Origin of the sequence: Methylobacterium indicum (assembly GCF_001043895.1) — a bacterium.
In the GTDB taxonomy this organism is placed as follows: domain Bacteria; phylum Pseudomonadota; class Alphaproteobacteria; order Rhizobiales; family Beijerinckiaceae; genus Methylobacterium; species Methylobacterium indicum.
On record NZ_JTHF01000101.1, the window covers coordinates 12,157 to 35,503 of the forward strand.

Consider the following 23,347-nt stretch of genomic DNA (forward strand, 5'->3'; position numbering starts at 1 on the left):
CTCAGCGTGCTCCATCGTTGTAAATTTGATCGCATATTTGCAGGATCGCACTGATAGATGGCGCATCGTGCATGATGGTCATATGATTATTGGCGTCAACATCGACAATTTCCATTGTCGGCATCTCGCGCTGCCAGTCTTGCCAATAGTTTACGTTATCCAGCGAGAAGCTGGTACCCGGCAGGATGAAGTACGGCGCCAGAGCGCCATAGAACATGCCGCTCCGATTGCGGATGTAGATCGTTGAAATCTCCTCGGGCTCGGTCAACGGCTGGATGTGGTAGTCCGCGAGTCGATAGGCCTTCTGAACGTCGACGTTCTTGCGGAGGAAGGCGCTGATCGCGGGTCGAGTCATCGCGATGCCGCGCCCGGCGACGAGATCGGCAATCTTTTCGATGACATCCCCGTCGTCCGCGACATCACCGAGTTCGTCGCGATGGATCAACCGAGCTACGATGTCCGCGTGTTCGACCGCCTCCGCAGGCCACAGCAGGGCGTTGCCGATCTGAAAGGCGGCATTCATCGACGAGATCTCGTCCGCCGTCCCGCATTGGCCTAGCCCGGTATTGTCCGGGGAATCGATCATCACGAGCGATCGGACCGCCTGTCCGTCCTCCTGCAATCGTCGCGCCATCTGATAGGCGATGATGCCTCCCAGGCAGAAACCCCCGAGATCGTAGGGCCCCTGCGGCTGAACCGACCGGATGGCCGCGAGATAATGCTCCGCCATCGCCTCGATTCCCTCGATAGGCGAGTGCTCGGTCATGAAGCCGCGCGCCTGCAGGGCGTAGAACGGGCGCGGGCAGCGTTGGGCGACGGCGCGGAAACTCTCGACGCTGCCGAGCGCGGCGTGAATCCAGAAGACCGGCCGGCCATCCGCCGCGGCGTTGAGGCGTACCAGCTCGGGAAAGCCGCCGTGAGACTCGCCACCGGTCGTCCCCGCCGCCCGCTTGCGGCCGTCGCGCAGCCTGGACAGGAGGTCGGACAGGCTCGTCTGCACGGTCAGACAGGCAGGGTCCAGATCCGCGTCGCTCTCGCGCAAGCGGCTGAGCATGGTGACGACGAGGAGCGAGTTCAGCCCATAATCGGCGAGCGGCAGGTCGACATCGATCTCGCCCGCAGGCAGTCCGAGGATGGAGGACACGAGTTCGAGCAAGTCGGCGGCATCATGCTCGCGAGCGACGGGCGGCGGGGGCGGGCCGTCGGTCGTGCATGGGACCGGGCGGGGCGTGCCGCACGCCGCCGCGAACGGATAGCCGGGGAGCGACAATCTTCTGCGGGGTCTTCCGTGCCAGTGTGGCTCCCAGTCGATGCCGGCTCCCAGGACCCAGTACCGCGCGAGGTCCTCGTTCATGTTCTCGGACACGAGGGCGTTCGCCAGGAGTTCGCCGACCCGCCCGGTGAAGAATCCGAGGGCGTCCGAACCTCGCCGATCCGTGTCGCCGACGAAGACGCCGTCGCCCGCCGCGGTCCCGATGCCGGAGCACAGGACCATGCCGAGCCGCTCGACCAGCTCGTCGCGCGTTCCCGCCCGTATGGCAATCCGGGCCGCCATGGGCACGCGCCCGGTTTGAAGGGTGTAGGCCAGATCCCGCATGCGGACGGCCGGGGTGGCCTCGAGGAAACGCAGCAGGTCCGCGCACCTCGCCGTGAGGGCGTCGCGGTTTCCGGCCGACAGCAGGATGAGATGGAGGCGCTGCGGCCCGTCATCCTCGGACGGAGCCTCTTCGGGAGCCTCCTCGAGGACCGCGTGCGCGTTCACTCCGGATATGCCGTAGCTGTTGACGCTGGCCCGTCGCGGCAGCGGCGACCCATTGCGGTCGCGGAGGGCCTGCCAGGGCAGGTTGTGCGGCGTGAAGCGGAGCGACGTTCCCTCGAGGGCGATCGAGGAGCTGGGCGCGGTGAAGTTCGCGATTCCCGGGATGACGCGGTGGCGCAGCGCCGCCACGACTTTCAGCAGGCCTGCCATGCCCGATGCCACCTCGGAGTGCCCGAGACTCGGTTTCAACGTCCCCACGTGGTGGCACGCATCGGGGCGTGGCGGCTGGGCGCCCGAGGCAGCCAAATCGGACAAGGCCGTCTTGAAGGCGCCGATTTCTGCTCCGTCGGCGAGGCGCGAGGCCATGCCGTGGGCCTCGATATAGGACACCGTGCCGGGGTCGATCCCGGCCTGACGGTAGGCCCGCGTCATCGCCGCTGCCATGCCGCGGATGTTGGGAGCCGTCAGCGAGACGCCGCGGCCTCCATGGACGACTGCCGTTCCCTTCACGACGGCGTAGACATGGTCCCCGTCCGCAAGCGCCCGCGCCAGCGGCTTCAACAGAACCGCCGCGACCCCCTCGCTACGCACTGTCCCGGTCGCGCAATCTTGGAACGGGCTGATCTGGCCGTCCTCACTCAGCATTCCTGCGGCCTTCATGCCCCTGTAGCCGCGGTCGGACTGGATCAGGTTGACGCCGCCCACGATCGCCTGCTCGCATTCGCCCTCCCGCATGGCCTGGATGGCGCGGTGAAGGGCGACGAGAGACGACGAGCACGTCGTGTCGCAGGCCTCGCTGGGACCCTGCAGATTCAGGAGGTAGGAAATCCGGTTTGGCACGATCGTTGGAGACGGCAGGGCGAGGAGATCGCAGGCGGCGTCCGCCTCCATGGCAACGGCCTCGCGGTCATCGCTCGGCCCCGTCGCGATGAAGACTCCCGTCGGTCTCCTCGACAGAGCCTTGGGGGTATAGCCGGCATCCTCGATCGCGTTCCACGTGCTCATGAGCATCTGCCTCTGCTCAAGGCTCATCCGACTGGCTTCGGCCGGGGCCAGGCCGAAGAGGAGAGGCTCGAAATCCTGGACGCGCGCGACGAAGCTGCCCCAGTGTCCGCCCTCTACCGTCAGCTCGCCGCCGCGGGCCGGGCGGCGGGTGATGCAACTGCGTCCCTCCTCGATGATGCGCCACAGCTCGTCGAGATGCTCCGCGGGGCCGAAGCGGGCGTGCGCTCCCACGATGGCGAAGCCGTCCAGCTCGGGATCGGTAGCCGGGTCCGAGGGTGCAGGTCTTGCCGAGGGCGCAGGTCTTGCCGAGGGCGCGCCGGCGGCGCCATGAGGCATGCCGTGCCGTCCCCGGTCGACCGCCTGCCGGGGGGCGAGCGGGCCCTGCTCCGGCGGGCGGGGCCGGAGTTCCGCCGCCCCGTCGCTGACGTCCCGCGAGATGGCTTCCGGGCTGGCGTTCCCGGGCGGCACAGCAATCCGCGGCCGGACCGTCGCCGTCGCTTCCGGGGTTTCGACGAGAGCGCCGGACGCCTCGCGCGATGCGATGAGGGCTGCCAGGGCGCCGGCGGTGCCATGTTCGAACATGACCGTGATGTCGAGGTCGTCGCCGAGCAACTGGTTGAGCTGCCGGGTCACGTTCACGGCGATGATCGAGTCGAGCCCGTAGCTCGCGAAGGGCTCGTCCGGTTCGATGCGGCCCGGAGAGATGCGCAGGGCGGCGGCGAGCACGTTCCTGACGACCGTCATCGCCCGCCCGACATCACCCGCCTCGGACGAGGTGCTCTCCGTCGCCGGCGCCGGCTCGAAGGCCGCAGGGCGCATGGCCTGGACGGCGGCCGCCAGAGCGGCGAGCGTGTTGTGCTCGAACAGGGCCGTGATCTCCAGGTCGACTGCCAGATCCTCGTTGATCGAACGGACGAGATTGATCGCCAGGATGGAATCGAGGCCGTAACTCGAGAACGGCTCCTCCGGCTCGATCCGGCTCGGCGGGATCCGGAGGGACGCGGCGATCCGTTCCGCGAGGAGGTGCTGCAGGGATCCGGGTGCGGCGCCCGTGCCGGTGCGGGGGGCGGGTGGCGACATGCCAGCCATCGATCCCGCGCCGCGCCGCACCGGCGGCGCTTCGTCGTTGCGGGCGACGATGATCTGCTGACCCAGGTCGTGGGCGGCGCGACACGGAAAGGCGATGTCGCGAAGTCCTTCCGCGTGCAGAAGGCGCTCCCAGGTCTCCGGAGCCAGGCCGGGGCTACCGGGAATGCGGATCGCCCCGTCATCGTAGCGCCACCAGCCGTCCAGCAGGCCGAAGGTGAGATGGTTGAACAGGTTGTTGACGGTGAGCTCGTTCAACAGCAGCAGGCCGCCCGGCTTCAGCAGCCGCCTCGTATGCCGCACGGTCGTCGCCATGTTACGCGTGGCGTGGAGCACGTTTGCTGCGATGACGATGTCGAAGCGCGCCTCGTCGGGAGTCGACGATGCCGTCTCGACGTCGAACAGGGCATAGGTGAGGAACGGAGATCCCGGCCCGTAATGCTGCTCGGCGTGATTGAGGAAGGCTGGCGACAGGTCCGTGTAGCGATACTCTTCGATCGCATGCGACAGCGGGCGCAGCGAGTCCAGAACGACGGCGCTGGTGGCTCCCGTCCCGGCTCCGATCTCCATGATGCGCAGCCGAGTGGCCGGCTCACCGGCGAGCCGGTTCTCGACAGCCTCCACGACCTGACGAGCGAGGGCCGCGTTGAAGTACTCGGCCATCGGATTGTGCTTGTAGACGTTCTCCACGAGTGTCAGGGACGATCCGGGGAAGATGACCTCCGTCGCGGACAGCCTGCCGGTAAGGACGGCCGGTAACGCCCGCATGGTGGCATCCAGGAGCACCATCTGCGCATGCAGGTCCGGGCTCTCCAGCCAGCGGGCCTTCTCGGCCTCCCACCGCGCCCAGGTCCCATCGAGGAAGGCCTCGTCGGGAACGGGCGGTTCCCGCTCCTCCGTCACGACGATGGCGCTGTCATGGAGGTGCAGGTAGCCCGCGACCTCCAGCACCCGCACGGATTCGGCCAGCCATGAGGAGAACCGGGGCGGCAGGCCGGCGGCCTCGCGCAGGCTCCCGAGGTCGTGCCGTCCCGGCCGCAATATGCCGAGGGAGCGCAGCTGCAACCAGAGCAATTCGATCAGAAGCGTCTTCATCGCCGTGATCCTTCAAATCGCCAAAGCGTTGAGCGCGCCCATCCGCTCCCGGATGCGCCGCAGGGTTTCGGTCTCGTCGTCCATTCCGCCTGCGTGCCTAGGATCACTGGCCGGACGGGGCGCCTCGCTGCCTTCGCCCAACTGGATGCCGCGGGTATTGAGCGCCGCGGAGAAATTTATCAAAGACATCTGCTCGAAACTTGCTGAGATCAGCCTCTCGATCCCGAGTATGAATTCCTCTTCAGTGATGAAATCAATATCACCACTATTGCCTTTTCGGTCTGAGAGATCAACGTTGTTGAAGCAATAGCTCAAATTGATCACCTTGACGGCGCCGGGGAGTTCCCGCGCCAGATGCATCGCGAAAGCATCCTTGAAGGTGCAGGCGGCCGCGTAATGGGCCTGGCCGATCGCCTTCAGGTACGAGTTGAGCGAGGACACGAACAGCACGAGGTCGAGAGGCTCGTTGCGGAATTCTTCAACGAAGTGCGCGCTTCCGGCGACCTTCGCATCGAGCACCGCGCGGAACGCGCTCTCGGTCATCCGGTCGAGGCTTGCGCCGCCGAACACCAGGGCGGACTGAATCAGGCCTGTGACGCGCCCGAACCGCCGCGAGATCTCGGCATGCGCCCGACGGAGCGCGTCGCGGTCGCAGATGTCGGCCCGCAGGTACAGCGGCGCGGGACCGTGGACCGCCAGGGCTGCCACGTGGGCATCGATGGCGGCATCGCGTTCGCGGCGCCCCAGCCAGACCACCTGCGCCCGGTAGCGGCGGATCAGATGCCCGCTGAGTGCGCGGCCGAGGCCTCCCGCACCACCCGCGATCACGTAGACGCCGCCCGCAGGCAGGCCGCACGACCGCAGGGAATCGGTGCCCCGGACATGGAGGCGCTGCTCGAGCCAGCGCCCGTCCCGGTAGGCGCGGGTGTTGCCGTCCGGATCCGCCTCGAGCGCCAGCACCGCCTTGAACGAAGTGGCGTCCACCCGCGCGACATCGGCGGCACGAACCGCCCAGTTCGGGTACTCCTTGGCGATCGTGCCGGCGAGCCCGGACACGCCGGCTTGCGTCGGATCGGTGCGCTCGTCCGGGCGGACGCGCTGGACGCCTTCGGTTACGAGCGTGAGGCTGAGGGTACGGGTGGCGTAGCCGGCCTGCAGCAGCGCCTTGCACAAGCGGAAAACCTCCAGCGCGCCGCCATTCTCGGCGGCGGCCATGTCTTCCGCCGGCCGCGGCGCTCGTGCGGGGGCCGCGCCGAACCAGATCAGGTGGTCGATGGGCGGCATGGCGCCAAGCTGGCGGGCGATGGCCTCGACGTCGCCCGAGACGTCGAGCGTGGCGGCATGCGCCAGTTCGCTCCGCAGCGCATCGAGGGATCGCCCGCTCCGGTCCGCGACCACGACGGCACCCACGCGCCTCCGGGAGGGCGCCGTGGTGGCCGGGGCGACGGGAACCCAGGCCGGCGTCAGGATGCGCGTCCTTGCCCCGAGACCGATGTCGCGCAGCGGGTCGACGGACGGAATGCGGCGGGTGTCCGGCTCGACCGGCCGGGTCATCACGCCCCGCAATGCGACGCAGACGCGCCCGCAATCATCCGCGATGTCGATGTCGACCCGGTCGCCGGGTCCGTCCCCGGCAGGCCGCAGCCAAGCCCACATCGATGTCGTGCAGGGTGCGAACGCCGAGGCTTCCCTGATGGCGAACAGCAGGTTGGGCCGAGCCGGCGCCTCGCCGCCGCCCGACAGCAGCTTCAGGCACTGCAGAGCCCCGTCGACCATGGCCGGATGGAAAGCCTGGCTGTCCAGGCTCGCCCTGAGCTCCTCTGGCGCTCGCAGCTCGGCCAGGACCGATCCGGGGCTGACGAAGGCTTGAACGACCACTCGGAACGAAGTCCCGTAGTCGATACCGATCTCGGCGAAATGATCGTAGAACGCACCGGAGCCGACGTGGCGGGACGCATGCCGCTCGCGGAGCCGCACGATGTCGATCGCCGGTGGCCGCGGTGCGGCCGGGCGGATCTCGCCGCGGCAATGCACGCGCTTCTCGCCGTCCGGGGCGCTGCTGATATCGAAGTCGCGCCCGCCCTCGCCGGTGGACGCGACACGAACCGCGACCGGCGGCCCTGCCACCACAACGGGGTTCAGGAAGACGAGGTTGGACAAGGCGGCGCACGCATCGCGCAATGGCTGGCGGCCAGCCGCAAGCGCGGTCCTGGCGAGTTCCAGATAGAGAGCGCCCGGCAGGATCGGCCGGCCCTGCACCCTGTGGTGGCGCAGGAAGTACTCGTCCCCCGTGAGAACCGTTGCGGCATCCGCGTCCGGACTGGCGGGTAAGGGCGCCGCCCGCGGCTCCACAGGTTCGTCCGGCAGCCAGCAGCGGTCTCGTGCGAAGGGATAGGTGGGGAGTGAGATGCGGCCGCAGGACTCGCCGATGAAGACCGAGTCCCAGTCCACGCTGCCTCCCGCGGCGTAGTAGGCCGCGAGCACCGCCGGTGCGACCCGGCCTGTGGGGGCAGGGCCAGCGGCCCCGGCGGGTTTCGCCCGTTCCCCCCCGAGGACCGTCGGCACCGCTTCGCCGGCCGACCAGCGCATCAACGCGTCGCGCAGTTGCTCGAGGTCGGACACGACGACGGCGAGACGGTAAGGGAAGTGCCGGCGCCCGAGGGCGAGGGTGTAGCTGACGTCGCCCAGATCGACCGCGGGATGGGCGGAGCAGAAGGCGGCGAGGCGGCCGGCCTGCAGGCGAAGCTGCTCCCCCGTGCGGGCAGACAGCACGATGGCGCGCTCTCGCCGGCCGGTCACACGCGTCGGACGTGCGGGCGCCTCCTCGATGACAACGTGGCCGTTGGTCCCGCTGGCCCCGAAGGAACTGACCGCCGCGCAACGCCGCCGTCCCTGCCGCGCGGGCCAGGGCACCGGCCCGGTATTGATGTAGAACGGGCTGTCATCGAGCGCGATGTTGGTGTTGCAGCGGTCGTAGTGCAGCGTCGGCGGGATCTGCTCGTGCCTCAGGCTCATCACTGTCTTGATGATGCCGACGACGCCTGCGGCCATCTGCGTGTGGCCGAGGTTGGACTTGCTCGAGCCGAGGGCACAGAAGTTGCGCAGCTCGGTTCGGCCGCGGAACGACCGTGCCAGTGCCTGGAATTCGATCGGGTCTCCGAGCTTGGTCCCGGTGCCGTGTGCTTCCATGAGGTGGATGTCGGCGCAGTCGATGCCGAACGCGTCGTATACCTGCTCCTGCAGGTCCTGCTGGGACTTGGCACTGGGGGCCGTGATGCCGTTCGTCGTGCCGTCCTGGTTCAGCCCCGACCCGCGGATCACTGCGTGGATCTGATCGCGCGCGTCGATGGCGTCGCTCAACCGCTTCAGGACCAGCACGCCTACGCCCTCGGCCGGGACGAATCCGTCCGCCGCGTCGTCGAAGGCTTTGCAACGGCCACTCCGCGACAGCATGCCGGCGCGGGATCCGGCGATGTAGAGCCTCGGCGAACACTGCACGAAGACGCCTCCGGCCAGCGCCATGGCGACCTCGCCGTTCCGAAGCGCCTGGCAGGCCAGATGCACGGCGACCAACGAACTCGAGCAAGCCGTATCGACAGCGAGAGCCGGGCCGTGCAAATTCAGGTAATAGGAAATCCGGGCGGGAACGATCGAACTCATGTTCCCCCAGAACGCTTGCGCTGGATAGTCGGCAGGGCGAGACAAATCAAAATAATCGCCCGTCGTGCAGCCGACATAGACACCGCAGCGAAGCGAACCGATTTGGACGCCCGCGTATCCTGCGTCTTCGAGCGCCTTCCATGCCTCCTCGAGGAAGAGCCGCTGCTGTGGCTCCATGTAGGCGGCTTCGAGGCCCGAGATGTTGAAGAAGAGCGGATCGAACCGATCGATGTCGCGCATGAACCCGCCATCCGGGCAATCCGCACCGACCGCGGCGTGGTCCCAGCGGGTGACAGGCTCGACGAGATCGCTGCCCCGGGCGAGGTGATGCCACAGGCCGTCCACGTCGTCGGCTTGCGGGAAGCGCCCGCTCATCCCCACGATCGCGATCGGCTCCGGGAGCGCCGGCGCGCGTTCGCGAGCGAGAGCTCGTTGGGCTGGACGGATGGGCTCTCCGCGCGGCTCGCGCTGCACTGAGCATGCACCCGACAGATGCCGCGCCAGAGCCGCGACGGTCGGGTGATCGAACACCTCCGTCACGTCGAGATCCACTGCCAGTGAATACTTGAGCCGTCGCACCACCTCCACCGCCGTGAGGGACTCCAGGCCGTAATCGGCGAAGGGCGTCTCGACGGCGATGTCGTCCTCGTCCATTTTCAGCACGGACGACAGCGCCCGGGTGACCGCGTCCTCGACGATCCGCTCGGCACACCCGGTCTGGCGTGCGCCGCCGCCCGCCACCGCGCGCGGCCGGTCGGCCGGGAGTGCGCCGGGGTCGGGCGCGAGCGACGAGACGTGCTCCGTCAGCTTGGCGACGGTCGGATGGTCGAACAGGTCGCTCACGTGGAGCGCGACGCGTAGCGCCCGCTTGAGTTCATCCAGCACGGCCACGGCGGCAAGCGAGTCGAGGCCGTAATCGGAAAACGACACGTCCGGCGAGATCTCGGAGGGATCCATCTTCAGTGATGCCGCCAAGGTAGTGGTGACGGCGCTCGCGATTCCTGCCGCTGCCATCGGGCGGCGGTCCGTGGCGGCAAGGGGTGCCCGCGGGGCATGCCGCCGCCCCTCGACGCCGGCCGCCTCCCGCGCGCCGGCCTCGGCGGCGATGAGTTGAAGCCCGAAAGGTTCGCTCGCCGGGCCGAGCCGGCGGACCGATCGGAAGCCTGCTTCCCGCAGGGCTCGCGCCCACCCGTCGCCGGACAGCGCCGGCCCTCCCGGCAGGCGGCGCTCCCCGTCCTCGAAACGCCACCAACCCTCGAGCAGGCCGAAGGTCACGTGCATCGTGAGGCTGTTGTCGCTGATCTCGTTGAGCAGCAGGACGCCGCCCGCGCGCAGGAGGGAAGAGACGTGGGCGAGGGATTGCCGCACGTGCCGGGTCGCATGGAGGACATTCGTGGCGATCGCGATGTCGTACGTGCCGGGCTCGAAGCCCTGCTCGGCCACCGGTCGCTCGATATCGAGCCGCCGGCAATGCAGCGCAGGATGCCGCGCACGCAGCCGTCGCTCGGCGCCGTCAAGGAATGCCCGGGACAGGTCGGTGTAGGCGTATTCGCCGATATCGAGTCCTGCGCGCGCGAGGGCGTCCAGGACGAGGTCGCTGGTCCCCCCGGTTCCCGCACCGATCTCGACGATCCGTACCGCTCCCGCGGTGCTCCCGCTCGGGCGGCTGCGGACGATGGCCAGGACGGCGTCGGCCAGGGCGGCGTTGACGCATCGGGCGATCGGATCGCGCTTGTAGAGGCCTTCCACCAAGTGGAACGAGGAGGAGGGGAACATGACCTCCGTCGCCCGGGCGGTGCCCGCAAGGATGTCGGGTATGGCCGCGGTCATGACCTCGATGAGATCCACCCGGTCCCGGACCTCCGGCCGATCGCCCGCGGCAGCCTTCCAGGACCGCCATGCGTCCCAAGCCCCTGCCGTCGCGCTCCTGTCGTCGGCCCGCCGATAGAAGCGGCCGCGCCTCTCTAGGATGCCGCGCCCGGCCAGCGATTCGAGCCCGTGCGCCAGCCAGCGCGCGAGGCTTCGTGGCGCTGCTTCGATGAACGCCCGTGCCGGCGCCAGCCCGTCGGCTCCGAAAACGCCCGCCTCGGCGATCTGGTGCAGCAACAGACCAGCCAGGACGTCGTCCAGCGCGGATGTGCAGCGGCGATACTCGTCGGCCGCGGCTGCGGCGCTGCCGCTCGCGTGCAACTGTCCCAGTCCCTCGCCGACCGTCCTTTCGGCCCGGCGCTCCAGACGCTCGAGCGGATCGAAGGCGGACGACGCGGGCGGCGGGCAGGCGAGGGCGTATCGCTTCCTGGCGAAGGCGTAGCCCGGCAGGCTGATGCGCCGGGCTCCCGGGGGGGAGGGTCCCCAATCGCCGGCACCGCCGTCGATCCAAGCCTCCGCGCGCCGCCACAGCTCGGCGTTGACGTCGGGCCCGGGCGTGCCCGCCGCGGGCTCGCGTCCCGCGCCGCCCGCAAGGCAGAAGGGCGGAAGCGAGGTGCGGGCGCTCAAGGCGGCGAGGGCGTCGGCGAGGGCGTCGAAATCAGCCACGATGGCGACGGCGCGGCACGCCATCGGGCGCCGGCCGATCTGGAGCGTGTACGCCACGTCCGCCAGACGGTTGCCGGCACGGCGACACGCGGGCAGCGCTTCGAGCAGCGCAGCCGCGCAAGCGGCGAGGCGCTCCTCGTTCTGCGCCGAAAGCGGCACGATGACCGGTCCGGTCTCCCTCACCGCGTCTGCGCGGCCGGTGGGGCGCGGGCATCGCTCGAGGATCGCGTGACCGTTCGTGCCGCCGATACCGAAGGAGCTCAAGGCCGCCCGAGCAGGTTCCGTGCCTCTCCCGCGCAGATCGGATACGGACGTCACGACGTAGAATGGCGACGATTTGAAATCGATCTCGGGATTGGGCCGCTCGTAATGGATTGTGGGCGGAATTTTCTCGTGATAGAGGCTGAGGGCGACCTTGATGATTCCTGCCATGCCGGCCGCTGCATCGAGGTGGCCGATATTGCTTTTGACGGATCCTATACCACAATATCGATTGAGCTGCGTGTAGTGGCGATAGGCTTCAGTCAGGGCGGCGACTTCGATCGGATCGCCGATCCTTGTGCCTGTTCCGTGAGCTTCCACGTATGAGATGGTTGCGGGATCGACGGATGTCTTGTCGATGACCTTGCGGATGACTGCGGTCTGGCCCTGGATGCTCGGCGCGTAGAATCCAGCCTTCGCGGAACCGTCGTTGTTGATCGCCACGCCCCGCACGAGCGCATAGACGTTGTCGCCCGCCGCGATCGCGTCGCGCGCGCGCTTCACCATGATCACGGCCGCGCCTTCGCCGCCGACCATGCCGTCGGCATCCTCGTCGAACACCTTGCAGCGGCCGTCGCTCGAGAAGTTGAGGCCAGGCTGGTGCAGGTAGCCGAAGCCGGTCGCCGGAAAGATGGCGGCGGCCCCGACCAGCGCCTGGTCGACCTCGCCGGCGAGCAGCCCCTGGCAAGCGAGGTGGAAGCCGGCCAGAGCGGACGAACAGTTGGTGCTGACGTGCAAGCTGGGTCCCGTCAGTCCCAGCTTGTTGGACACCATGGTCGGGGTGCTGCCGCCCTGTGACAGGAGCCAGGCCACGTAGTCGCCGGCGTCGTCCATGATCCTCGGCTTGCTCGCGTCCGGCCTGAGTCCCGGGATCTGTGTCTGGTAGTGGTTGTTCGAAGTCGACATGAAGACGCTGGTGTCAGGCACGTCCTCGACGTTGTAGCCGGCGTCTTCGATGGCCTTCCATGCGTTCTGAAGCAGGAGACGGGCCTGCGGGTCCATGAACTCCGCATCCCTCGGCGAGATATTGAAGAAGGCCGCGTCGAACTCAGCCTTGCCGGCGACCTCCGCCTGCTGCGGCACGTAATTCGGAGCCTCGCGCACCGATGGGGGCACCCCGGCGGCCTCGAGTTCGTCCAGCGGCACGAGCCGTGTGCCGGCACGTCCGGCGACGAGGTTATCCCAGAACTGCCGGTGGTCTTCCGCTCCCGGGAACTGGCACGAGATGCCGACGATCGCCAGGGCATCCTCCGGCACGCCGGGCAGGCGCGCAGTGGGGGGGGCGCTGTCCCGCGGCAAGACGGACCGCTCGGCCGAGTCGGGCGGGTCGGCCTGGATCCCGGGATGCCCCCCCGCACGGGCTTCATGCACCAGGGCCGACAGTGACGCGACGGTGGGGCATCGGAACAACGCGGTGACGCTGAGCCGGCAGCCGAGTTCCGCGTTGACCTGCTCCACGACCGCGATGGCCGAGATCGAATCGCCGCCGATGTCGAAGAAGCGGTCGTCGCGCGTGAAGGCGCCGTTCGCCAGCGCATTCCGGAACGCGGCGTCGACACGTGCCTCGATGTCGTCGGCCTCGGGCGTCGCGGGACCGCGGTGCCCCGCCGCCTGCGCGCCTGCCACGTGCTTGAGGAGTTGCTTGCGGTCCACCTTGCCGTTGGGCGTGAGCGGAAATGCATCGACGCGCGTGAACTCGGCGGGAATCATGTGCTCGGGCAGGGTCTGCATCAAGAAGGTCCGCAGCGCCGCACTGTCCGGTGTCGCCCGATCGTTGCGGCCGCCGGTCACGACGAACGCCGACAAGCGCGAGACTCCTGACGCCTCGCTCACCACCACGACGCTTCCTTCGACGGCGGGATGGCGGTTGAGCGCGCCCTCGATCTCCCCCAACTCGATGCGGAAGCCGCGGACTTTCACCTGATCGTCCGCCCGGCCCACGATCTCGATCTCGCCGTCGTGCCGCCGGCGAGCACGGTCGCCGGTCCGGTAGAGCCTCTCGCCCGGGCGGAACGGGCTCTCGACGAAGCGTCTCGCGGTCTGGTCGGGGTCGTCGCGATACCCCAGCGCCAAGCCGTCGCCGGCGATGCAGAGCTCGCCGGCGACGCCGTATGTGACGGGTTGCAACCGCTCGTCGAGCACGTAGACGCGGGTGTTGGCGATGGGCGTTCCGACCGTGACGGCGCCGTCAGGCTTCACGACCCCCATGGTGGACCAGATCGTGGTCTCGGTCGGGCCGTACATGTTCCAGACGTGGCTGCCGCTTTCGACGAACAGTCGGCGCAGGTTGTCGGACAGGGCCTCGCCGCCGCACAGAAGTCGGACCCGCTCAGAGTTGCGCCACCCGACGCGGAACAGCATGGACCAGGAGGCCGGGGTAGCCTGCATGAAGGTCGGGCGCACGACGGCGATCTCGCGCCTCAACAGGTCGGCGTTGCGAACGACGTCGGCGCCGCAGATCACGCAATGTCCGCCGGTGACGAGGGGAAGGTAAAGTTCGAGGGCGGCGATGTCGAAGCAGTAGGTCGTGACGGCCAGCCAACGATCGTCTTCGCCGCAGCCGAGATTTTCCCGCATCGACAGCAGGAAGTTCACCAAGGCGCTGCGCGTGACCATGACGCCCTTGGGCTGCCCGGTGCTGCCCGAGGTGAACATCACGTAGGCGAGTTCGCCCGCCGCACCGGCGATGTCCCCGCCCGGGTCCGAGCCGTCCGCTGCGCCGACGAGCAGGATCCGGGCCTGTCCGGCGGACGGGTCGAGGCGGGGCGCCAGAGCGCTCTGGGTCAAAATGAAGCGGCAGCCGGCCCGTTCGGTCATCTGCGAGAGGCGGACGGCGGGGAAGCGCGGATCGAGGGGCACGTAAGCCGCGCCGGCCCTCATCACGGCGAGGAGGGCGACGACCATGTCGAGCGACCGCTCCACGCACACGCCGACCACCGTCGTCGCATCGACGCCGGCGCGGATCAGGCGTCGTGCGAGCCGGGCGACGGCGTCGTCGAGCTGCCTGTAGGTCAGGGTGATGTCGCCGAAGGTGACGGCGGGCGCGTCCGGACGGGAGCGGACTTGCTCGGCAATCAGGCCTTCCAGGCTGACGGCAGACCCATAATCGCGCGCGGTCGCATCGTCCTGCCCGAGGATGGCGGCCCTCTCGGCCGCCGGCAGCCACTGCAGGGCATTCACCGCGGTCGATGGATCGGCCACGGCCGCGTCGATCAGGGTGAGGAAGTGCCGGGCCATCCCCTCGATCACGGTGCGATCGTAGATCTGCGGATGGTACTTGAACACGAAGGTCGTGCCCTCGTGGGGCAGGATGTCGAGGCCGAGTTCGTATTCGCCGGCCTGATGGAGACCGTGAATCTGCTCGAAGCTCGTCCCTGCCTCCGTGACCGCGACGGGCATCGGGGTCTCGGCAAGGAACCCCTGGAAATTGAAGCTCACCTGGAAGACCGGTGAGCTCGCATCCTGGCCATGCGCCCCAAGGTCGCTCACGATGCTGCCGAACGGGTAGGCCGCATGGTCCAAGGCTGCCGCGATCGTGCCCTGCACGCGCGCGAGATGAATGGAGAACGCCTCGCCGTCCGGAACCTCGTTCCGGATCGGCAGCATGTTGACGAAATGCCCGATGATCCCGTCGAAACGTTCCTGCGGGCGTAGCGTCGAGGGCATGCCCACCACGATATCCCGCTGGCCGGTGTAGCGGCTGAGCAGCACTTGGAACACGGCGAGGAAGAACGCGGCCTTGCTGACCCCTTCGTGTTGCAGCAATCCCGCCACGGCGGCGAGGCGCGCGGCCGGGACTGTGACCTCGACGACAGCGCCTTCGTGCTTCAGGTCGCGGGTCCATGGCCGTGTCCGAGGAAGCCCGTCGAGCGGGATCGCGCCGGACAATTGCCGCGTCCAATACGCCCTGTCGGTCGCCCCTCGCGGGCCCCCGACGACGTCGCGCTGCCAGGTCACGAAATCGGAATATTCCCCCTCGGGCCAGTCGAGGTCGCAGGACCGGCCAGCTTCCAAGTCGCCGTACGCGCGGAGGAGGTCGGCGATGAGCAGGCGCGAGGAGGATCCGTCGAGGACGATGTGATGCGCTGCAACGAGCAGCAGCGTCCTGTCCGCGCCGAGAGTGAGGAGTTCAACCCTGACCGGCGGGCCGCGTTCGAGGTCGAATGGCTCGCGCATGCGCTGCTCGAGCACGCGGCTCACATTCTCCGCATCGTCGGGGACAAGGTCGACGCGCGCCACGGTGAGGCCTCGCTCGTCGAGCAGGACGAATCTCGGCGTCATCCTCGCCGCGTCGATGCGTGCCCGGAGGAGGGGGTGGCGCTTGGCCACGAGCCGAAGCGCGTGTTCGAGGATCCCCGCGTTCAGGCTCGGCCGGCATGACAAGCAGAAGCCGACATTGTACGCGTGGCCCTCGGGTTCGGCGCGATAAAGGGCCCAAAGTCCCCTCTGCCCGTCCGACAGGCATCCATCCCAGGCTTGCTCGAGGCGCGCCGCGAGGTCACGCGTCGTGACGATGCCTTTGCGGTAATCGTCGATGATCGACAGGATGTCCATCAAAGCCGCTCCTTGATCATGTCCAGCGCCCTCGACCGGGTGATTCGGCCGCGCGAGCAATCCAGCAACACGTTGACGACCGCCTCATCGATCTGCGGCGCCCGAGCAGACTCAAGAGATTTCATCATTTCTGGGTCGGTATTTTCAATTATGTACTGAGCCAGGGATCGACACGAATTATTTTTGTAGATCGCGCTCGGCGGACATTTGACATCGAACGCAATTTCTATTTTTCGCGCGATCTGGATATATTTGATCGAATCGGTGCCGAGCCGGCTAATCGGATCGCCAGTCGAGAGGTGGTTCACGTCGGAGCCAAGGAGGGGCCGAAGGACCTTGTCCCTGACGGCCCTGGCGATGACGCCGATCCGGTCCGGCGGGATCGCCGGGAAGGGCGGATCGAAGCCCTGTCGAACGTCCCAGCGCCAGAGCACGGGGAGTTGGTCCTTGCGGAGGGACGAGCCACAGGCCTGGCGACGCACTTTCCTGCTCGCCGTCAGGGGTATCGTGCCGCGGGAAGCGAGCACGACCTCGTGGACCTGCAACTGGAAGCGCCGTGACATGAGATCGACGATGCCCAGGCCGATCTCCCGATGAAGCTCCGGCGCGTCTTCGACTTCCTGGACGATGGCGACGCGCTGTCCTCCCGGCGTCTCGTAGGCGAAAGCCGCGCAGGTGAAGCCTGGACGACCCAGATGCTCGCTGAGAGCGGCCTCCAGATCGACGGAATGGTAGTTCTTGCCATTGACTATGATGATATCCTTCAATCTTCCAACTATGTACAAATGTCCTTCAAGAACAAAACCAAGATCGCCCGTACGAAGAAAGCCACTTTCACCGGTGTCGGCGAGGACGGCATCGAACACCCGCCGCGATTCTTCCTGATCGTTCCAGTATCCGATGGCCGCGCACGGGGTATCGACCCAGATCTCGCCGATGCGACCGGCCGGACAGCGCCGATGGTTGTCATGATCCACGATCTCGATGCGTGTTCGGTCGTCGATCTCGCCACAACTCACGACGCAGCGGCCATCCGGCGCTGGCCGAACCCAGCCCTCGAGCAGGGCAGCCTCCTCGAGCCGAACCGACCGGAGGGGTTCGCCGACCCTTTGCAAGGTCACCGGCGCTGCCTCCGACAGGCCGTAATGCGGCAGCACGGCCCGGTCCGACAGGCCGAGCGGCGCTAGAAGCCGGACGAAGCGCTCGTGGTCGGCGAACCGGATCATGTCGCCGCCGCAGATGAGGCTGCCGAGGCACGAGAGGCGAAGGTCATTCAGCCGAGTAGCGTCGAGCGCTTCGCAGCAGTGATTGAACAGGAAGCTCGGACCGCCGGTATGCGTGGCCTGATACCGGTCGATCAGGGCGAGCCAATCCTGCGGCGCGGAGACGAAGTTCTCGGGCGGCATGCAGACGCTCAGGGCGCCGTGGGCGAGGGGCGCCAGCAGGCCGAGATTGAGCCCGAATGCGTGATGAAGCGGCAGCCAGGAGACGACCCGGCTCCGTGACGACAGGGCCCATTGTGGCGACAGCGCGCTGTTGTCGACCGTCGCATGGGACCAGACGACCCCTTTGGGCTGCGAGGTCGAACCGGAGGTATAGAGCAGGATCGCTGCATCCTGCTCGCTCGCGGGCCGCCGCCGCAGCGCTGGACCGTCCTGCTCCGCAGAAGCCTCGACCGTGATGGTCCGGAGCGGAAACCGCCGGGCGTAGATGCGGGCGGTGTCGGCGAATGCGTCCGAGGTCACCAGACACTCCGCACCGCTATGCTGGATGATGGCGGCGATGGGATCGTTCGGGCGGTCGGGGTCGACATCCGCGGAGAACGGGACCGGCACGGCCACGACCCCGGCATACCAGCACGCGAGGAGCGCTTGCGGCAGGTCCGGACCAAAGGGGAGCAGGACGACGACGCGGGCCTGCGGCTCGGTGCAGGCTGCGATCCGGCTTCCGAGGCGCCGGACGCCCGCGGCGATCTCGCCGCCCGTGACCTTCAGGGGAGTTCCATCGCGGTGGAAAATCTGGAGCGTCCTGTCGTCGAGCGCCCCGCACCGCTCGAGGATCCGCGTCAGAAGGGGCGTTGTGTCCGGGCGCGGGACGAACGGCGCCGTGCGGCGAGGCCGCGGATCGGCCTGGCGGATCGCCTTGATCATCGGCCGCAGCACGTTCGTGTCGCCGATTTCCGAGAAGTCATCGACGCCTTGCGTCAGCAAGTACTGGATGGTTTCCGACCAGAGTACAGGCCGGTAAATCTGCTCGGAGAGAGACCGCTTCAGGTCTTCCTGGCGGTGCGGCCGCCCCGTAATGTTGGAGACGACAGGAACCGACAGAGCCGAGAACGAGAAACCTTCCAAGAAGGTCGCGAACGACTCGGCGGCCGGCTTCATCAGCGGTGAATGGAAGGCACCGCTCGTCTTCAATGGCACGACGGCCGACACATTCGGGTGCGCTTCGAGCATCCGCTTGAGCCGGTCGACGTCGGCTTTCGGCCCGGAGATGACAAGCTGGTCATGGGTATTGAAATTGGCGATAGAAACCGATCGCATTCCTGAAAATTCAATAAAATCCTCTAGCTCGCTGGCATCAAGCCCGATCACGGCTGCCATAGAGCCGCCGTCGACCGCGTCCATCAAGGACGCTCGCTTCTCGACAAGCCGAAGACCGGTCTCGAAGTCGAAGGCGCCTGCCGCGAGAAGAGCGTTATACTCACCGAGACTGAATCCGGCATGAAATTCAGGGGACCGTGAGCGGTGGCGCTCGGCTTGCATGGCGCTCAGCGCGTTGACGACGAATATCGCCGGTTGCGTGAACTTGGTTTGATTCAGCCGCTGCGAAGGATTCTCAAGGCAGAGTTCTTTGACAGAATAATCCAAAACGCGATCGGCAATTGCGAGATAATTTTCAAAGAGCGGGAACAACTCTTGGCCCATGCCGCGTCTTTGCGACCCTTGACCGGGAAAAACCCACGCCTGCATTGCATTTTCCTCTCACCGGGAAGCACCATGCCGTCGTTGACGGAAAGGAGGTTTCCATAAATTCGGCGATCTTCCTGTTTTGCGGCTAAGATTGTCGCACTTGTCGACGGGATGCCCCCCTTTTTCCCGTTGATAAGCGGAGTCATTATCAATCGCAACGAATTTTTTATGATTGATATTCGTGGTCGTTGCAGATAATGCCTAGGCGTGATCTCGAGCCGGCAACGCGGCCAGAGGTATTTGTTATAGCTAGCCTGTCAGAACTTTCGCAGGCAGCTGAAGGGTGGGCTCGATACTCGCGGATCACGGCAGGTCGGACGGATGAACAAGGAGGTTCATGCACGCATGACGACGGATGCCTGCTGGAGCGCAGTTCCTCCATCTGGAACGTCTGCCACTCAGAAAGACTGGCTGACGCGTCCTGGGTCGCTGACTAAGCTCCTCGCCACGTTGGGAGAGCTGCGGTTGGCGGTGATCCTCGAAAAATCCTCGCCTCCCTGGAAAGAAGACCTGGATTTCTTGAATGCTGCACCGGAGGATCGGTTTTGGATTCGCGAGGTCCTGCTGCTCGTGGATGGCGAGCCCTGCGTATTCGGCCATACCGTCGTCCGCCTCGACGATAGCGAGGGGGCTTGGCGCTCATTGCGTGACTTGGGTGACCGGCCCTTGGCCGAGTTGCTGTATCGGGACACGGAGGTCATTCGGTCCGCACTGACCAGTGCCGAAATGGAATCGTCACACCCGATGGCGGAACGGGTCTGTGACGTGGTGTCCAGAGGACGGGCCTTGTCGAACGGCCGCCTGTTGGCTCGTCGGTCGATCTTCCGGCGCGCGTCGCGACCTCTGCTGGTAGTCGAATGCATGCTGCCCGAGCTGTGGCGTCGCGCCGACATGCGCGCCTGAGCGAGCGCCGCCCTCGCCCCGGCCGGATTGCCACGGCCAGCCGGCGCGTGTGCGGGACCGGCCGGGGCACCGTTTCGCAAGCATATGGCCTCGCGGCTCCCGGGTGCAGCCGACGCCGCGCGAACCGGCACCGCTGAAGCATCCGGCGAGGCTTTGAGTTCGACGTTCGGCGGCGTGCGCGAGAGGAGCGTCGGCACACCCCTGATCGAGCTGTACGGCGCTGCCGCCTCTCATGCGATTTCCGACTGATCGCTCGGTGATGGCTGCACAACCGCCGAGCGATGCGGAAATCGGCTTCGCTCAGACGTGTGAAGCCTTCGGCGTCACCGCGCGGGCGGGCGATCCGAGATCCGGAAGAGATCTTCCGGATCTCGGATCGAGGGATTTCTAGCGAGCAGAGCGCCTTGCCGTAGCGGACCATAGGGGGTATCATGGTTGAAGCGCGGGTGTAGAAGCTATTTGTTCTTTCTGTAAAAAGCCAAAAGGTCAATATCGTCTATAGGAGATGCAGATTATGATTGATGCATACAATAACGACGAGAAGGAAGGCGACGATCAGCTGCCGGCGCAAGCGCCGAAAATCGTCGAAGATGCCCTTTTCCAAGGGCGGTACGTCATGATCACCGGACCGATCAATGACAAGATCGCACGCGCGGCCTCGGAGCGCCTTCTCGCGCTGGCGGCCAAGGGGAACGAGCCGATCAACGTGTTTATTAGTTCGCCGGGGGGGCACGTCGAGTCGGGAGACATGATTCACGACGTGATCCGTTTCATCGCGCCGGAAGTCCGAACCATCGGAGCCGGCTGGGTTGCCAGCGCCGGTGCCTTGATCTTCGTATCTGTTCCACTACACAGAAGATTCTGCCTGCCAAATACCAGATTTCTGCTTCACCAACCGAGCGGCGGCATCGGCGGACGAGCGGACGATGTTCAGATTCAAGCCGACGAAATACTTAAGATGAGAGAGCGATTCTACAGGATTTTCGCGGCTGCGACGGGGCAGCCAGTCGAAAGAATCAAGAAGGATATGCGCAGAGACTTCTGGCTGGATACTGAGGCAGCGCTGGAATACGGCTTGCTTGGGCGGATTGTCGAGAGAAGCTCTGATTTTGATACGAGCCGATGATACAGGGCATAGATACTGTTGATCGGTGATTTTATTTCTCGATTGACTTGTGTAACGGCGCCTTCGGGCGGGAACACTCGAATGCCCGGGGGAAATCCGGACGGGCGCTCGCGTTGATGCCCCCGGCGCCTCGGCATGTAGACGTCGATGCCGAGGCGCCCCGGATCCTGCTTGTCGTTGCTTCCCATGTCGTTGCGTCCAAGCCGCCGGGTGGTGCATCATCGCCAACATCACGTGTGAGAGCCTGTTCGACCGATTTTAACGGTCGGGCGTTGACGTCGGCAGGAGGAGCCGATGTGGACGCAGGCAGACCGCGATTTCTACGAGGACGACGGCCGTCGCGACCCAACCGACTTGACGGATGCGCAATGGGCACTGATCGCGCCCCTGCTCTCGAGCTACGAGCCGCTCAAGGTCGACCTGCGCGAGATGGTCAACGCCTGTCTGTACCTAGGACCTGTTGTCACTTGAGCCATAGCAAGGTTGAGGCGAGACAAAGGACGCTCATGAAGCTGAGGGCGGTCTTTTCGTAGCGAGTTGCGATAGCGCGCCACTTTTCAGATGCGCCCACAGCCGCTCGACGATGTTGCGGTTGTTGTAGATCCAGTCAGGACAGGCGACCGGAGCCTCATTGCTCTTGGTCGGGATGGCGGGCCGTGCTCCAGCGGTCCGGATCGCCTCACGGAACCCGGCACATCGGAGCGGGACGAAGACTGGCAAGCAAATTGGCGGCTCGTCACCTTCAGCTGCCGGATAGGTGCAACCGGGCCCGCCGCTTCTACATCACGCGCTTCGACGCCGGCATCCCGGGCCGACGACGCCTGACGGGGGCGATCCGCCGGACGGGCGCTGTGTTCGTGCTTGGCCTGCGCCGGCTATACGATCCGATATCCGGAGATCCCGTGCCGTGTCCAACGGATCGTCGCAGCGTCCGTCGCGCTTGGCCGGGTTGATCGGTCAGAAGCCGCGCCCTAGACTATGACATCCGGCATGGACTTCTACGGCAGGGCAGGCGATGAGCGAGCATGTGCGCTACACCCAGGCCGGGCGCTTGATGGCGATCGACACCGTGCTCGGCCCCGACGCTCTGCTGCTCGAGCGCCTCGAGGTCGAGGAGGGCATCAACCGCCTCTTCACCATCCAGGCCCGCGTCCGGGCGCAGCGTGACGAGATCCGGCCCGACGAGATCGTCGGCACCGCCGCCGATCTCGCCCTCACGCTGGCCGACGGCTCGCAGCGGGTCTGGAACGGGCTCGTCACCGAGCTGCACGAGGGGCCGATCGTCACCCGCGGCGCCCGCCAGTACGCCCTCACCCTGCGCCCGCGGCTGTGGCTGATGAGCCAGCGCAGCGATTGCCGCATCTTCCTGACCCAATCGACGCTCGAGGTACTGGAGACGCTCTGCGCCGAGCACCGCATCCGCGACTACACTCTCGCCGGCGTCACCCGGACGCCGCAGAAGCGCGACTACGTCGTGCAGTGGAACGAGACCGATCTCGCCTACCTCATCCGCAGGCTCGAAGAAGAAGGGCTGTTCTACTGGTTCCGCCATGAGCGCGGCAAGCACACGCTCGTCGTCGGCGATCATCCCTCGGCCTATGACGGCGGGACCGAGACCCGGGTCCGTCTCGCCTTCGGCTCGTCGGATGCCGAGCATATCCACGACTGGCGCCGGCAACTCTCGTTCACGCCGGGACGACGAGCCGGAAACGATTACGAATTCTTGACGCCAAATCTCGATCTTACTTCCGATACGCTGTCGATCGACCGTGTTCCCGAGAATACGGCTTACGAACTCTACGAGTATCCGGCAAGGGCGCTGACCCGCGAGGCGGGCGAGCGCGCCACGCGGCTACGGATCCAGGCGACCGAGACCGGCTTCGACCGGGTCGAGGGTCGCTCCAGCGTGAGGACGCTGGCGGCGGGCGGGCGCTTCACCCCCTACGAGGTGGCGCATCCGGGCCATGTCTACCCGGCGCAGGTGATCACGCAGATCCTGCACCGGGCCGAGGACCCGACCTACGAGTCGGGGGCGGGCACGCCGCATTACGAGAACGCCTTCACCACCCTGCCGGCCGACCGGCCGGCGACGCCGCATCGGACAGTGCCGCGCCCGCGCATCGACGGGTTGCAGATCGCCAGGATTGCCGGCCCGCCGGGCGAGGAGATCCACACCGACGCGTTCGGGCGGGTGAAGCTGACCCTGCCTTGGGACCGTAGGGCGCGGGGTGACGGGACGGATACCGGCTGGGTGCGGGTGACGCAGTCCTGGGGCGGGACCAACTGGGGCCAGCAGATCATCCCGCGGGTCGGGATGGAGGCGCTGGTGGCCTACCAGGAGGGCGATCCCGACCGGCCGATCGTGGTCGGCATCGCGCCCAACCCCAACAA

The 23,347-nt window shown here is 66.7% G+C and carries 6 protein-coding genes and 2 pseudogenes; 4 read left to right on the forward strand and 4 right to left on the reverse strand.

Going from position 1 to position 23,347, the window contains the following annotated elements:
- Position 1: 1 nt before the first annotated feature.
- Genes QR78_RS12185 through fabD form a run of 3 tightly spaced genes read right to left on the reverse strand, consistent with a single transcriptional unit; the run spans position 2 to position 18,927 of the window.
- Positions 2-4,945 carry a beta-ketoacyl synthase N-terminal-like domain-containing protein gene (locus QR78_RS12185; protein ID WP_053220894.1) on the reverse strand — a complete coding sequence of 1,648 codons (4,944 nt, stop codon included), beginning with the start codon at positions 4,943-4,945 and terminating at the stop codon, positions 2-4.
- A 12-nt stretch (positions 4,946-4,957) separates the two neighbouring features.
- Entirely contained in the window at positions 4,958-15,955 is a 10,998-nt protein-coding gene (locus QR78_RS12190; RefSeq protein WP_048427791.1) for a non-ribosomal peptide synthetase, read from the reverse strand.
- Entirely contained in the window at positions 15,955-18,927 is a 2,973-nt protein-coding gene (gene fabD, locus QR78_RS31915; RefSeq protein ID WP_053220895.1) for an ACP S-malonyltransferase, read from the reverse strand. Before fabD ends, QR78_RS12190 begins: the two co-directional genes overlap by 1 nt.
- Positions 18,928-19,272: 345 nt before the next feature.
- Between fabD and QR78_RS12200 the strand changes: the two genes are divergently transcribed.
- The 3 genes and pseudogenes from QR78_RS12200 to QR78_RS32735 form a co-directional block, all read left to right on the forward strand.
- The gene (locus tag QR78_RS12200) at positions 19,273-19,830 is read left to right on the forward strand and encodes a chorismate--pyruvate lyase family protein (RefSeq protein WP_048427792.1); all 558 of its coding nucleotides are present in this window, start codon (positions 19,273-19,275) and stop codon (positions 19,828-19,830) included.
- Positions 19,831-20,344: 514 nt separating this feature from the next.
- Positions 20,345-20,956 (forward strand): ATP-dependent Clp protease proteolytic subunit, encoded by a 612-nt coding sequence (locus QR78_RS12205; RefSeq protein WP_048427793.1) that lies wholly within the window; start codon positions 20,345-20,347, stop codon positions 20,954-20,956.
- Between the two features lie 294 nt (positions 20,957-21,250).
- Positions 21,251-21,409, forward strand: a pseudogene (locus QR78_RS32735) (transposase); the annotation flags it as partial.
- Between the two features lie 10 nt (positions 21,410-21,419).
- Here QR78_RS32735 and QR78_RS32740 read toward each other — a convergent pair.
- Positions 21,420-21,646: pseudogene (locus QR78_RS32740) on the reverse strand (transposase); the annotation flags it as partial.
- Positions 21,647-21,971: 325 nt separating this feature from the next.
- Here QR78_RS32740 and tssI point away from each other — a divergent pair.
- A partial coding sequence (tssI, locus tag QR78_RS12210; RefSeq protein ID WP_048427794.1) for a type VI secretion system tip protein TssI/VgrG occupies positions 21,972-23,347 on the forward strand: 1,376 nt, incomplete at its 3' end.